Annotated in this window: 6 protein-coding genes and 3 pseudogenes; 3 read left to right on the top strand and 6 right to left on the bottom strand. The window is 60.0% G+C overall.

Annotated features, from left to right (window positions below; all coding sequences use genetic code 11):
* Positions 1-79: 79 nt before the first annotated feature.
* Positions 80-2,263, bottom strand: a complete 2,184-nt coding sequence (locus tag ABIE65_RS25705) for a peptidoglycan-binding protein (RefSeq protein ID WP_354081626.1) — start codon at positions 2,261-2,263, stop codon at positions 80-82.
* Between the two features lie 315 nt (positions 2,264-2,578).
* Between ABIE65_RS25705 and ABIE65_RS25700 the strand changes: the two are divergent.
* Positions 2,579-3,262: pseudogene (locus ABIE65_RS25700) on the top strand (IS110 family RNA-guided transposase); the annotation flags it as partial.
* 357 nt (positions 3,263-3,619) lie between these two features.
* On the opposite strand, the pseudogene ABIE65_RS25695 reads toward ABIE65_RS25700, so the two are convergent.
* Positions 3,620-4,740 (bottom strand): annotated as a pseudogene (locus ABIE65_RS25695) (IS630 family transposase); the annotation flags it as partial.
* Positions 4,741-4,953: 213 nt separating this feature from the next.
* Between ABIE65_RS25695 and ABIE65_RS25690 the strand changes: the two are divergent.
* Together ABIE65_RS25690 and ABIE65_RS25685 are read left to right on the top strand one after the other, a co-directional pair.
* Positions 4,954-6,864: a DUF4231 domain-containing protein gene (locus ABIE65_RS25690; protein WP_354081625.1), complete on the top strand. Its 1,911-nt coding sequence runs from the start codon at positions 4,954-4,956 to the stop codon at positions 6,862-6,864.
* A gap of 328 nt (positions 6,865-7,192) precedes the next feature.
* Entirely contained in the window at positions 7,193-7,417 is a 225-nt protein-coding gene (locus ABIE65_RS25685) for a transposase (protein ID WP_354081624.1), read from the top strand.
* On the opposite strand, the pseudogene ABIE65_RS27920 reads toward ABIE65_RS25685, so the two are convergent.
* The 4 genes and pseudogenes from ABIE65_RS27920 to ABIE65_RS25670 all read right to left on the bottom strand — a co-directional run.
* Positions 7,363-7,530: pseudogene (locus ABIE65_RS27920) on the bottom strand (hypothetical protein); the annotation flags it as partial. The gene ABIE65_RS25685 and the pseudogene ABIE65_RS27920 overlap by 55 nt on opposite strands.
* Positions 7,531-7,832: 302 nt before the next feature.
* Positions 7,833-9,050, bottom strand: a complete 1,218-nt coding sequence (locus ABIE65_RS25680) for a PD-(D/E)XK nuclease domain-containing protein (protein ID WP_185926912.1) — start codon at positions 9,048-9,050, stop codon at positions 7,833-7,835.
* Between the two features lie 3 nt (positions 9,051-9,053).
* Complete coding sequence (locus ABIE65_RS25675) at positions 9,054-13,445, bottom strand: DEAD/DEAH box helicase family protein (protein WP_354081623.1); 4,392 nt, start codon at positions 13,443-13,445, stop codon at positions 9,054-9,056.
* A complete protein-coding gene (locus ABIE65_RS25670) occupies positions 13,445-14,338 on the bottom strand; it encodes a BrxR family helix-turn-helix transcriptional regulator (protein WP_185926864.1) in 894 nt (297 codons plus the stop codon). Before ABIE65_RS25670 ends, ABIE65_RS25675 begins: the two co-directional genes overlap by 1 nt.
* Positions 14,339-14,398 lie beyond the last annotated feature (60 nt).

The raw sequence follows: 14,398 nt of genomic DNA, 5'->3' as shown, positions 1-14,398 counted from the left end.
CGATCCCTCTCCCGGTCATCGGCACGACCGAGTGAATCATGCCCAACCGGCGCCGGTCATCGGGTTTTTCAACAGCCTGCTAGGGAATGGCCCGTTCCGGCTTGCCTGTCACAGCGTCAGTCCAGAAACCTCCGGTCGGGGTTGAGGATAATGTCTGAAGCACGTAACCATACGGAACGGACGTGGTGCCCTGCGCTCGCCACTCGCCGGTGAGTTCTACAGCGCCCTTCACGCGCAGCACACCGTAGCCGCTCAACTCCCCCTTCGCGAACTCGCCAGCCAATTCCCGGTCTTTCTCAAGGCGGGCGCCGAACCCGTCCGGCTGTAGGGTGAAATTGCTTTGACGCCACTGGCCTTGGTAAGTCGCTCCGTCAGATAATTTTCCAACGGCATGCACCATATCGCCTCCGAACTCACCTTTCGTGAACCCTTCGTCGGCTTCCGCCACAGCCGCGAACGGACCGGCAGCCGCGGCTACCGCCCGTGCTGCTGCAGCATCGGCCAATTCGGCGGCAACCTCGGCCGCTGCGACGGCGAGCATCAGACGCTCGCGATCACTCAGCCAGCCGATTGGAGCGGCGTTCAGGCTAGCCTGGAAAGCTGCGATGGCCTTACGAGTTGCGGCGGTGAAGATCCCGTCGACCATCCCGGTGTCATAGCCCAGTAGTTCGAGACCACGCTCGGTCAGCCGACGAACTTCATCATCCCAACTCGCCTCAAGGGCGAGCACCTCCGGAGTGGGCCGCAGCTGTGAGCCGATTCGAACCGATAGACGGAACCCCGTCGGGTTCGCGCCGCCGACAACCTGGATGGCATGCTGACCGGCGGCCAAATCGACCACGACTAGTTCCGCCGCCTGATTGCCACCCCAGGAACCGACGGGCACACCCTTAGACGGCACGACGACGAGGTCGGCATCGCGATCTGATGGGATCAGCGTTATCTCCACCCGTTCGCCCTTAGCCAGAGTGAACGTGAAAAGGCGAATCTCGGACGGGTTGAGTTGGCCCGCCGTCACGGTCGGCCGAGTGACATTGAGTCGACCTAGATCCTGTCCAAGATCGCTCCGGTCCTGGGTTGCGAATTTAGCAGGCAGGGGTATCGAAGCGTGATCTGAGACCGCCGCTGGCACCCTGCCAGAGAGGCGAACCACCCAAGCGTCATCCTCGCCGCGCCCGCTCGGCCGTACGGTGCCGACCACACGCAACTCCCCGTCGCGCAGCCAGCGCGCGACGTACTGCGAACCGGAAGTCAACAGGCTCACCACGCGGCCTTTGCGTAAATCACCCCCCGGGTCGAGCTCCACTCGCCAGCCGTGACGGGGCGAAATCGTGCTTGCCGAGCTAGTGCCGACCGCCAGAATTCCTATATCTCGGCCGATAGCGCCTCCGTAGAATCGATCGTCGCCCCCGTCGTCATCCTGGAACGTCCGTAGCCAGACCTGCCGGCGGTCTCCGTCAATCGCGGCGGCGAGCCCGCGGGTTGGCTCGTCCTCGATCAGCATTGCACTGCCGAACGGGATTACGCCGCCGGATGGTCGAGCGACGACGCGGTACGCGATGTAGTTTCCGGTCGCGCCCCAGCGTCGGTCCGATGCGCGCCGCCCGTCGCTGGCGATCCGCACGGCGCGAGCGTCGTTGTCGCCGCGAGCTTGGTCGGTTGCCCAGCTTACAAAAGTTGTCGATCCGTCCAGCACTGTGACGGCGCTCTGGAAGGCACTGCGTAGCGCCCCCGCTGCCTGCGCATAGCGTGGTGCGCCGGTCGCAGTGCCACTGGTCTTATCGACCTCCCGCACAGCGGCCTGAACCGGTCCCTGACAGGGCGAGCCAAGCCGCTCGTAGCGTCCACCCACTATTAGGCGGCCCGATGGGAGTTGTTGGGCGAAATAGCACCTCTCATGGTCGTCGCCGCCCTGGAACGCCTGCCATGCTTCGCTGCCGTCGGCGCGGAAGCGCAACACAAAGCAGTCGTCCGCTGCTGCGCCTTGGGGGCGGGCCCAGACGGCCGCAACATGATCGCCGTCGGGAAGACGAAGCACGTCGTAGACGACCGCACGTTCTGCGCCTCGTGCCATGACATGGCGCTCGAAAATAGTTGAGCCGCCGCTATCCTCGCGGCGCATCAGAGCTGCTTTATGCGCAGGGTCGGCGCGATCCTGCCCTCCTACTGCAATCCAGCCGCCGGCGCCATCTGGCGTCGCGGCGTACGAACCATCGCAGCCGTCCAGATTTGAAAAAAAATGCGGGAGCTCTTCTGCGGCCAACGATGGTGCCACCAAACACATAGCAATGGTGAAGGCGGGGAAGAGGGCAGTGGGCGAGGTAGGGCGATGCAAGGTCACTAGGATCCCTCCACCTAATTTTTTCATGTTGGCACATACTAGACCACATGTCCGCCTGAGTACGGGCGACCCGTCTCACAGTATGCAGGTAACGAGGGCTGCGCCGGATAGGCCGGTGCCCAGCCTCATGCATCGGGAGACGGGTCATGGCGGATCGTATCACCTACGTCGGGCTTGATGTTCACAAGGAGAGCATCGTTGTGGCGTTGGCGGAGAGCGGCCACCGGGGCGAGGTGCGATCTCGTCCGTGCGCGGCTCGACGCGGTGCACAGCCTGCGGCGAGCACGTCAGCAACTCTCGGGATTTTTGCTGCGCCAGGGATGCCACTATGGTCGGCCGGCCTGGACCAAGATGCATCGTCGTTGGCTGGCAGGGATCGAGTTCGAGCAGGCGGTGCATCACCTCGTGCTGGAAGATTACATCGCGGCAGTTGAAGCTGCCGAGACGCACTGTGATCGGCTGACCGTACAGATCGAGACGATGCTTCCGGACTGGACCCTGGCCTCCGTCGTGGCGGCGCTGCAGACGATGCGCGGCATGGCGCTGGTCAATGCGGCGACGCTGATTGCCGAACTGGGCGACCTCTCGCGCTTCGCCGATCCGCGCCAGTTGATGGCTTATCTCGGGCTGGTGCCGTCCGAACATTCGAGCGGCGCGAACGTCAGGCGCGGCGGCATCACCAAGGCCGGCAACGGAGCCGCCCGCCGGCTCTTGATCGAGGCGGCCTGGAGCTATCGCTTGCCGGCGCGGCTCAGCCGCGAGTTGCTGCTGCGGCAGGAGAACCAACCCAAGCTGATCCGCGACATCGCCTGGAAGGGGCAGGTTCGGTTGTGCACGCGCTATCGCAGGCTCGCGCAGACCGGCGAGCCGGCCAATGTAATCACCACCGCGATCGCCCGCGAACTCACCGGCTTCGTCTGGCCATCGCTCGGCAGGCGATGCCGGCAGGCTGATCGGGCAAAGCGTGGCCGCATCCAAGGGAGGCGCCAGCGAACCATCCGACACGCTCTTTCCGGGCAATGCTGGGGGCGCGGTCGCGGTCAGGAGAACCCTCGCATCCACTATCTGCCGGATCAACGATCGGACGCAGGCTGCTAGACCGAGGCAGCTCCGCGACGTACCAAAGGTCATGCGGTTCCGACCCGCGCATCAGAGTAGATCAGCCGTCGTTTCGACGACCGCGCCTCCTGCCCTGCCCGGAAGAGCACGAGCAAGCGCTTGCGCGCAAGCCACGAATTCACGCGCCTGCATCCGGTAATGGCGGACATGAGAGTGGTTCGAATCCAACGTTTGATGCCCGCGCCTGACGGCGGCGATGATCGCGTCGGGATCGGTGGTCCAGGTGAAGGGCTTGGGTTCAGGTGTTGTGCTCGCGCACGAAGCGGTTGATGGCGGCCTGGAGGTCGACGACGGAGTGGAAGACGCCGCGTTGGAGCCTTCGCCTGGAGAGTTTGGCGAGTAAGCCCTCGACGGCATTGAGCCAGGAGGAGGAGGTCGGCACGAAATGGAAGGTCCAGCGCGGGTGGCGGTCGAGCCAGGCGCGGACCCTCGGGTCAAGCCCGAGGGCAGGCTCTTCGGATGCTTGTGCGCGGCGTAGTTGTCGAGGATGGCGTGAACGCTCCTGTCCGTTGGCACGGCGACCTCGACGGCATTGAGGAAGCGGATGAACTCCTGGTGGCGGTGGCGCTGCATGTTCCGGGCGACGACGGTTCCGTCCAGGACGTTCAGCGCGGCGAACAGGGTCGTGGTGCCATGGCGCTTGTAGTCGTGCGTCATGGTGCCGGCGCGTCCCTTCTTCATGGGCAGGCCGGGCTAGGTGCGGACGAGGGCCTGGATCTGGCTCTTCTCGTCGACGGAGAGGACGATCGCGTGGGCCGGCGGGTCTACCCTCGGGTCAAGCCCGAGGGTAGACACCAAGCCCCACCACATCGCGCAGTTTCTCCACGAACTGCGGGTCGTTGGAGAGTTTGAACCACTCGACGCGGTGCGGCCGCAGGCCGTGCGAGCGCCAGATGCGCTGCACCGAGGAAACGCTGATGCCGGCGACCTTCGCCATCATCGCGCCGGTCCAGTGGGTCGCCTCGGCCGGCGGATCGGCCAGGGTGAGCGCGACCACGCGCTCCGCCACGTCCGACCCGAGTGGCGGGATGCGCGAGGGTCGCGTCCTGTCGCGCAGCAAGCCCTCCACGCCTTCGGCCATAAACCGCGCCTGCCAGCGCCAGACGCAGGGCTTGGACTTGCCCGTGCGACGCATGATCTCGGTGGTTCCCGCGCCGTCGGCCGTCGCAAGAATGATGTCTGCCCGCCGGACATGCTTCTGCGGGCTGTTCCGATGTGACGACCGCTTCCAATCGGGCACGGTCTGCGGCGCTTACCTCGGCGGTGATACCTTCGCGCATCCGCCGAGACCCTCCCAGTACGACCCTATAGGGAATGCTCCGTCAGGTTCTAACCACTAGATGGGTCCGGCCCTATTTCGATAGGATCACCTGACGTCGCGTATGCTGCCGCCTCACGCAGCTCCCTTTGCAGAGGCGGAAACAATGCGCTGGCGGATAGCCTAATTGGCGTGCTGGGTGTAACCTGATTAGCGACGACTTTAGCGCAATGCAATGATAGCAATAGGTCCAATTTCATTCTCGGGCCAACGTCAGGCTCTCTGCCTCGTTGCCGAGCCGGCGGACAGGGTTCACGCGCTTGTCGAGGCGCTTGATTTACCCAAGCATGAAGCCGTGCTGATCATGGCCGGCGGTGCCTGTAATCTAGACCCCTCAATAGAGCCACGGCTCACCGAGCTCTTCTCGCGGGCTATTGCGCCCGCGGTAGGCGAGACGCGCGCGCTCTGCATCGATGGCGGCACGGACGCTGGGGTCATGCGCATGCTCGGTCGCGCCCTCGCTGACTCTGAATCGAAGTTTCCGCTCATCGGTATCGCGCCGGCCGGCAGGGTTCGTCACCCTGATCTTGCCGGCGGAGGTGTAGCAGACGGCGCGCCGCTAGAGCCGCATCACTCGCATTTTCTTCTCGCTCGAGGTCAAAACTGGGGAGATGAAGTTGATCTTATGTACGATGTGGCCGCTACGTTAGGCGGGAGTTGCCCGGTCCTCCAGATCGTCGCCGGGGGTGGCGCACTCACGCTGCGGGAAATAAGACAGGCGACAATACGCGGTTGGCCGATTTTGATTATAGGAGGAAGTGGCGGCGTAGCCGACGAGCTTGCTCGGTACCGGCACGCGACGTTCGACGGGAGCGTCGACTCATTCATATGCGAGATTCTTGCCGAAGGCGACCTGCACTTCTTCCCCTCGAATGCTTCTGTGGAAGGCCTCAGGCGATCCATGCGCCAGTTGATCGCCCCGGATGCCGATCCAGATCGATATGTTCGAAATCAACCTAATGCGAGTCCTGTACTCAAAGAAGCGTGGTCCCGATTTGCCGAACTCGACGCCGCATCGGTGCGACACCAAGTAAGCTTTGGACGTATTCAGCTCACCGCATTATGTCTCGGTGTCATTGCTACATTCGTGGCGATCGCAAAGGACCGATGGCTTCCGGAGCCGGCAGCGGATGCCTCCGCCGCTTATCTGGCTGTCGACCGGACCGCATACGCGGTCGTCGTAATCGTATCCACTTTACTCACCATCTTCATCGCCGCCGCCAATCGACTGCGCCAAGGCGATAGGTGGCTGCTGCTCCGGGCCGCGGCCGAGGCTGTCAAGCGTGAGATCTTCCGGTACCGGACTGGGACGGGCGAATACCGGCACCGCAGTGGACGCGCACAGGTACTGACGCAACGCATCGGGGATATCACACATCGCCTCATCCGCACTGAGACGAACATGGCGGCGATTACGCCCTGTCTGGATGAACTACCTTCGGTGTTGAAGGATGCCGATGGGGATAATCGGTTAAAGGATTTAACGCCCGAGGGTTATATCGAAGTGCGACTCGTAGATCAGCGGCGCTTTTATCGACAGAAGGCGCGGAAGCTGGAGCGTAAAATAAAAGCGTTGAATTGGTCAATATTATTGATCGGTGGTGTGGGAACGGTGCTTGCGGCGATTGATTTCCAAGTCTGGATAGCACTCACTAGTTCTCTGGTTGGTGCTATTGCCACTTTTCTCGGCCGCAGACAGCTCGAGTTCACACTTGGTGCCTACAATCAAACGGCGACTGATCTTGAGAATATCCGCACCTGGTGGCTGGGCTTGTCGCCAGCGGAGAGAGCATCTCCGAATAACGCCGAGATGCTCGTCGTGCTTACGGAAAGGGTACTCGAGACTGAACTCGCCGGGTGGATGAAGCAGATGACGGATGCTCTCGCAGAGCTTCGGAAGCAGCAGCAAGCGAAGGAAGGGGCTGATGATCGGGCTTCCGAGCCTGCGGGAGAGGTGGCCGGCGCACCTGTGCCCATTGTCACCGCAGAATTGGCTAGCATAACGGTTGCGGAAAATGCAGTGGAATCGAACGGGTCTCTAAAGTCGGGCAGCAGCGGCATCACCGCCAAAGTTACAAATCTATAGGCGCCCGAGAATCAATCGAGGCATGGGCGGCGGTCGGTCGTATCTGCCGAAGGACCAGCCTGGAGCACGGCGGGTCGACGGCCGCCGAGTGACTTTGAGCATCATCCACATGCTGAAGTTTGATAGCGCTGGCAAGACGTGCCGGCGGCCTACGGTCCCACGACGATTGTCTACAATCGGTAGAACCGCTGGAGGTGGCGTGGCGTGTTCCGGCGACTGCTGGCGGCGCCCGCGGAGCAGAACCCGGTGGCGAAGGTTGACTACCTGGACAGCACTTACGCTAAGGCGCGTCGGTTGGGCCATCGCGGTAAGGGGCGCTAAGGTCCGGGTGATCGGCGTCTCGTGCGACGGCCGGACGACCATTATCCACGCGATCTGCGATGTCCTCGGGAGGCCGATCGCGCTCCGGCTTACGCCCGGCAACACCTCCGGCATCAGGGCCGCCGACGAATCGGTCGAGGAGGCGACCCGCTTCAAACATCTGGTGGCAGACCGCGGCTACGACGCGACCCGCTTCCGCGTTGACGTTGCTCCCTGTTTGCCCTCGTCATAGCTGGACCCTGTTCTCGCTGTGGTCCCTCGTGGATCGGATTTCGAACTCGTGGGCGTGAGGCCACCGAGGCTGGTGTGTGGCCGGCGGGCGTTATAGTGGTTATTGGCCCACGGGCAGGTCGATTTCGGCGTGCGGACGGTTGATCGAGCTTAGCCGTCCGCCACTTGCGTTGCGTGCGAAAATGGTCAGTCGGAAGAGGCGGCCTGACAGACTGCATCTTGAAGTCACCTCCCGCGCGGAAGCTGGAGCGGCGCTGTGGCACTACGCGCGTTTCAGATGAATGTGGTTGCCCTCCGGTCTAGTCGATGGTGAACCTGCTCTCCTATACCGGCACAATAAGCGAGTTTGCACTTCGGTGGTTGCGCGCCCCCGCAACCACTTTTGTTATAACTCCATAGAATGCGAGATATAACAATTACTTAGGCCGCCGCAGGGCGGCCTTCCCTGTTTCTGTTGCCAAGGTGCGCGCCATTTTGGATGGCCGAGGCAGGATTATCGCCGCCGTAATACCCTTGATAGCCTCCAGCCCAGTCTTGAGTTCGTAATGTTGCTCGGTTTGGGCGCAGTCATCCCAAACGAACGCGATGATACTGTCATAGCCTGTCGGCTTGTTCTGACTTAGGTAGAGGCTGGCATCCGCTGCGATCTCCTCGATGACCTTTGCGCAAGCAGCTTGCCCTGGACTGCGCATAAACTTCACTTCTACGATTGTCCTCAAAGACGGAATGCCGAGGTCAGCACGAGGGTTCTTGTGACCAACCGAAGGTAGGTTCTCTTCGTCTTCAAGATCGGAAAATACGGGGGCAAGCACCGCCCAGAGCAAGTTCTGGACGTGATACTCGTTTTCAATTTCCCATTTCGCGACTGCCGACTTTGCGGTGCGGGGCTGAGTTTCAAAGGTCCAATGCCGCATTGAACGTGACACGTTTTCCAGCAAACTGATCAGGTCTGCCTGGGTTGTACCTTTGAGGGATATCTGGCCTCGTCGCGCTAACGCGAAGTCAAAAACGGAAAGCCGGACCGCGTCCCGTGCCGACCCTGCATTATGTGGCTCTAGGCGAACGGTAGTCCCCCAAGCCGCTTCAAGGTCATCATCATTAAGCTCTCCGATGTTTCTCGCGTGCATGGCAACGGCCAGGTCAGGCGGGACAATCCGCAAATTTGTCTCGCCGATCGACAGTCTTGCCGACCTCACGAGCCCCAACTGCCACGAGTCGCTGGACACTTCTTTCTCTGAACGTGTCAACAGATTGGCCAGCCACCCGCTATCAATTTCCTTTGCCAGAGCCGCAACACCGAGCGCTACTCCAAGCAGAGCTACTCCGTCGACCTCGAATCTTGGCGGGCGCCCTGCTGCGAAGAATGAACGTCCGCCCAAATGGGTGAGTTCGCTGCACAACGCGTCGCGTTCGTCCGCGGTCAGCAATCCACCTGCGGCTCCGTAACCAAGTGCCGCGACGTGTTCCGGATGCCGAGCTTGCCCGGTAAATCCGATCGCACTACTCACATATTGGCGAAGTGATTGATGATCGGCCATGATCCAAGCGGAGAAAGCTGCGACATGGCACGGAAGATCATTCTCCTTCTCGATCTCTGCGATCAGCGTCGCGCGTATGTCGAGCAGGTTGACCATGGGCTACAGGAACCACAACGTCCGTCCAATTTGCCCCAGACGCACTGCGTCAGCGTCCCATCCAGGTATATCACTTAGTCCTGCCAGACGTTCGGCGATTAGATCGGAATAGCGAACCGTGATTGGAAAAGGCTCGGGAGATAGCATGCGCCAAGAATGGCCAGAAAACTCAAAAGCTTGCCGTGCAAGGTATGTCATGTCAGTAAAGGTCGAAAGTCGGTGCAGCTTGAGCAGGCACGGCCTTGGCATTCCGTCGCTAGCCTGCTTCAACTCTGAAGCTCCCGAAAACACTATCAGCGATTCGTAATCACCCAATTTAAGGTGAAGCCCACGTGCCGGTCCAAGGACACCTTTCTTGGGCGCGCGGAATCCGATTCCCTGCTGAGAAAGGTCAAATATGATGAACGGGTGGCTCGGCGCGACATGAACAAAGGCGAATGTCACATTATCGAGAGCGAGATCTTCCACTGTCCGTTTGATTGCTTCCGCTTCTGTATCTTTGGGCGGCTTGAACATATGGAACACTAACCGCACCTTATCGGTGCTCCGCCAGTTATCCTGCTTGCGCACCGTCGTGATTGACCGTTTCAATGTCTCGTAAAGAGCATCCGCGTATTCTTCAAAGGGAACAACAGCGGTCTTGTCGCTCAGCAAATAACTGCCATCGCTAGAGAATACGGTCGTAATGCCGACGAAGCGTCGTTGAGTTCCGATCCGGCTATTGGAGACCGAATGCGAACCGAGTCCGATAACAAGTTCATGCGCTACAGTTTGCTGCGAGGCCAGAAGCCAAGGAACGCCACCCAGCTTTGCATAGGTGGCAAGGCTCATATGATTCATTGAAAAAACCAATTGACTGTCGGGTTGCGACATCGTCTCCAAACGAACACTTTGGACCGGAACGTCACGCTTCAGGAATACCGACTTGGTCGCATAGTATGGATTTACTTCACCCTTAAGAGACTTGAACTCTTCTTCGATCTGTACGAGCGCCAAGTCCCATTTGAAACCGTCATCTGCCGCTTGCTCCAGCGCCTGGCGGCTTGCCGCAAGGTAATCATCGGCACTCTCGCTTGCCGCCGTAAAGAATGTGACGTTCGGCTTTTCGAGGCAGAAACGCCTAAGAAAACCATCACCGTATCGAGCAGAACGGCGCTGCGTGGGTCCTGTGAGCGCTTCCGGCATACCTTCGAGAAATTTGGCTACGAACCGGTCTACTTGACCCTCGTGTCGCGCCTGACAGACAACTGCGATCCTTAGTTGCTTTGGGCTAAACGTCCGTTGGTCGTATGGGCCGTTATCCTTCAGCCCCCGTTCGTTCCACCCGTCTTTACGACTACCGCTTGGATCGAAAACCAAGGTGGGTTTTGAGAGAGCTTCTGTAGCGGGAAACCGCTTGTTACCCGAAGTTAGCATATCGCCCAGGACGAACTGCACGCCGGGCACGGCTTCCAGCGTCGCCTTCTCTCGCAGATACGTCAGAACGCTTTCGATTTGTTCCTTACGTCCTGGTCCTGAATGCAACTCCGCGGCCGCTGCTTCGGCCTCTGCAATGACATTCTCTGCAGCTCCTCCAAGAAGCTGTCTGACGCAGGCGTCAAATACCTCCCGCCGTGCTTCCACAAAGGTTTCGGAGACGGAGGCGGTCGCATAGCCCTCCGCGTGGTCCTCAAGCACAAGAGAATTTTCTTCGACAGCCTCCACCCTGCCGATCAGCCGCCGCCTCTTCATTAGCCGACTGTCATATTCCTCTTCCACTTGGACATATCGGCCGAGTGGAGAAATGCCTAGCGCTAAAAGTTCCTCGCATGATCCGAGGATGAGGTTCTTCACCCGGGTCTCACACACCAATCCGAGAACCGGTTTATCACCAGCTCGATAAATAGTCCGCGTATCAAACTTCAGTAGAGTGCGCTTCTGTATCCACTCAGGAAGATCAGGATGTCTTATCAGTCCACGCGATACAGCCCCAAGCACGCCGACCGGTCTGTCAGATAAAATGTCGCGGGATCCGTGAAAGGCCCTAATTAGCGCCGCTGAAAGCAGCGGTGGCAGTAGCTTATGGTGCTTGGCAAGGTCGATTTCCTCTTGGGCATTTCCGATCGGGCGCTGGCCGGCTGCGACAGGAATATCTATTATGACGTCGTCTACTCCGTCGCGTCGAAAAACATGCGTTTCGCGGAACTCGTGGCGCAACTCGTCCAACCGGTCGCTGTCATAGGGCTGCCGCCCGACCAGGACCGTAGTGTTCCCCCGCACGCTAATGGGAGCGAAATTTATCAAATACTTTGACATGTCACCTCGTATTTCGTTCCCAAAAGGATGACGCACGAGCCGCACTTGCCAGTCGCATATGCCCGAGTTGACGGGAGCTTGAACCTTCCTGGCGATCATCTGCTTCAGCGCCGCAAGCTTCGCATCTCGATCCGCCGTCACCAGGCGCGCCGCCGCGCGCAGGGCCTCCAGCCGCTTCCGGTCCTCCGTGAGATCCTGCCGCCAGCGGACCCGATCGACGTCCTGGAGCAACACCTTCACCTTGCGGCCCACGAGCAGGGTCTCGAAGGCCGGATCGTCTATGTCTATGTCGTCGATGGACGTTTCCTCTATCGCGTCCTCGTGCGCATCAATCTTCACCAACAATGCGTCGACATCGGCAAGCTGGCGCTCAATTGTGAGCGCGAATGCAGCGACCGAGCTTTCCATCCGCTTGAGTATGTTCACCCGCAGCAGGTGGATGAGGCTTTCTTCGCGGTCGAGCTGCCTGAAGATACTTTCGCCTCCCTTCACCTTGGTGCTGTATTTCTCTTCATAGGCGGCGAGCCTGTGAGGCAGCACGTATCGCAGCGGGGCGTAGGCGCCGAGCGTCAGGCGGCGTATTTCGTTGTTGATCTCGCGGATCGGGCGGAATTCTCCGGCAAGATCGACATCGGCCTTGATGTTGACCGGGCGAAGACGTTCGGGAAACTGCCCGGTTTCTTCCGTCCCGTAATACCGCTGCACATGCTTTCGGGAACGGGCGATGGTCAGCAGGTCGAGCAGCTTGAAGTAATCGAATCCCAGCATGTCCATCAGCCGGGAAGTCCGCCGTTCGGGTTCCGGCAGATCGAGCCAGCGATTGAACTGCGCCTGTGCCTTGCGGATCGTCGCCTCGATGCTCGGGATGCCGAGCCCGTGCAGCGCCCGATCGCTACCCTCGGTGACAAAGGCGATCTGGTTCTTCAGGTCGGCCAGCCTGTTGTTGACGGGCGTCGCCGACAGCATCAGAACCTTGGTCTTGACACCCGCCCGGATGATCCACTGCATCAGACGGTCGTACCGGCTGTCTCGCTCCTTATGGGTTGGTTTGTTTCGGAAGTTGTGGGACTCGTCGATGACGATGAGGTCGTAATTGCCCCAATTCACATGCGAGAGGTCGATATCGCCCGACATGCCGCCATCACGCGACAGGTCGGTGTGGTTCAGGACATCATAGTTGAAGCGGTCGGCGGACAGTATGTTGCGGCGATCGTTTGCCTTGTAGAGCGTCCAGTTGTCCCGCAGTCTCTTAGGGCATAGAACCAGAACACGGTCGTTCCGAAGTTCGTAGTATTTGATGACCGCCAGTGCCTCGAAGGTTTTACCCAAGCCTACGCTATCGGCGATGATGCACCCACCGATGCGCTCAAGCTTGTCGATAGCTCCAATCACGCCATCCCGCTGGAAGCGGAAAAGCTTCTTCCAGACGACGGTGTCCCGGATGCCGGTTGCCGATTTGACGATACGCTCTTCATCGAGTTCATCGCCTAGATCCTTGAAGAGCTGATAGAGGGTTTGGAAATATACAAGAGACGGTGCCTTGTGATCGGCTATCTCGGACAACTGCTCGATCAGTGGGTTGGTGTGTTTCCGGTCGTTCAGGTTCTGCCAGATCGAGTCGAACCATCTGCCCAAGGCGTCGACAGTGCTTGCTTCTTCGGCATATTGCGTCAGGCCAAGTGCATCTCCGGGCGCGAAGCCCAGGCCTTCACTGGAAAACGAACACGCCCCGACAAGAGCACAATTCGTTCCGCCCGCGTCGCCATTCACGACGATCATCGACTGAGGCAGCGCCTTCGAAGCAAAGCGAGCATGCGCTTTCCTCTCCAGCCATTGCATGCAGGACCGAGCCAGCCAGCGCGCCTGGAGCTGATTTCTCAAGGCTCGATCTGAGGCCGAGCCAAGCAGTTGAAGGTCCTGCTTCGCTGGATCCGGCAGGACGATCCGGCAATCGCCCACGCCCTCCAAAGCTGTTCGCAATTCGGAGTACGCGAAAAGGGAGAAGTTCGACGACGCCATGCTGATCGCCGCGCCACGCTTGAGCAACGGAGCGAGCGTATCAATCGCGCGGTCGGCGCCAGCATTCTGAATGATCCGCATCAGCCTTCACCCACCGTTGGCGCGCTGTTTGACAACGGATGAAGCGGAGAAAGCAGCACGATTTGCTGATCTTGCGGACGTCGGGCGGCGGGATCTGTGTCCAAGCCAAGCCGTTTCAGCGTGTAGTACAAAAAGGCGCGGCGGACCTTGATCTTCGTCTTGCCGCCGCGCATTCCGTAGTCGAGCGCGATCACCTTCTGTTGCGTTTCGGACAGTTCCGGGTGAGGGCCGATTTCGAGCGTTACATGTTGATACCAGTCGGCGTCGGTTGCCAGATCGCATGTGCTCGGGCGCGTGCCCCGTACCTCCATGATCCGCGACAATACGAAGTCCTTGAACGACTGGTCGATCTCGCAGAAGGCGCGGGCATGCCAGCGAAAGCCGTCGAAGCCAATGGCGTGTGGGGCGATCCACCGCCATTGGGGCGCGGGGCGAGACAGTGACTGATATTTGATCTCGATAGACTCGGTACGGCGAATTGCAGACACCACGGCGCGCAACGTTCGGGCGTTCACACCACGTGCCGGTGTCGGTGCAGCGTCGAAGTCGGGAATCTGGCCAATCCAGGCGTCGGACCGGTCGACGATGCCATCAGCGACCGAGCGAAGTTGAGAAAGGTAGCGGCTGGCGTCCGGCTTCAAGAAGCACGGTGCAAAATCGGAACCGCGCACATAGGTACGTGCGCTCTTGTCGTAGGCCATGTTGGCGGGGGCAAGCCCGAGATAGCGGTTTAGATCCGTCGAGGCCTGCTGCACCGAAATCCCGAACATCTCCATCAGGTCGCCGCGATTCACGTGACCCTCCCAGAACAGTCGGAATTCGATGAACTCAAGCCGGCGTTCGACGCCCCACCTGAGATCATTTCCCTTAAGTTGATTTTGGCCTTCGCCCACCAATCGCCTCTCACAGTCTGAGTGTCTATCTACTAGACCAGACTAGTTTATAGACATGCG

This window comes from Constrictibacter sp. MBR-5, from assembly GCF_040549485.1.
Taxonomy (GTDB): Bacteria; Pseudomonadota; Alphaproteobacteria; order JAJUGE01; family JAJUGE01; genus Constrictibacter.
This window is presented reverse-complemented; position numbering and strand designations above follow the sequence as displayed.

What these genes read in the sequence shown, in the direction of transcription:
- ABIE65_RS25680 (WP_185926912.1), bottom strand. Translation starts at nt 9,050, where the DNA reads ATGGTCAACCTGCTCGACATACGCGCGACGCTGATCGCAGAGATCGAG.
- ABIE65_RS25675 (WP_354081623.1), bottom strand. Translation starts at nt 13,445, where the DNA reads ATGCGGATCATTCAGAATGCTGGCGCCGACCGCGCGATTGATACGCTC.
- ABIE65_RS25690 (WP_354081625.1), top strand. Translation starts at nt 4,954, where the DNA reads ATGATAGCAATAGGTCCAATTTCATTCTCGGGCCAACGTCAGGCTCTC.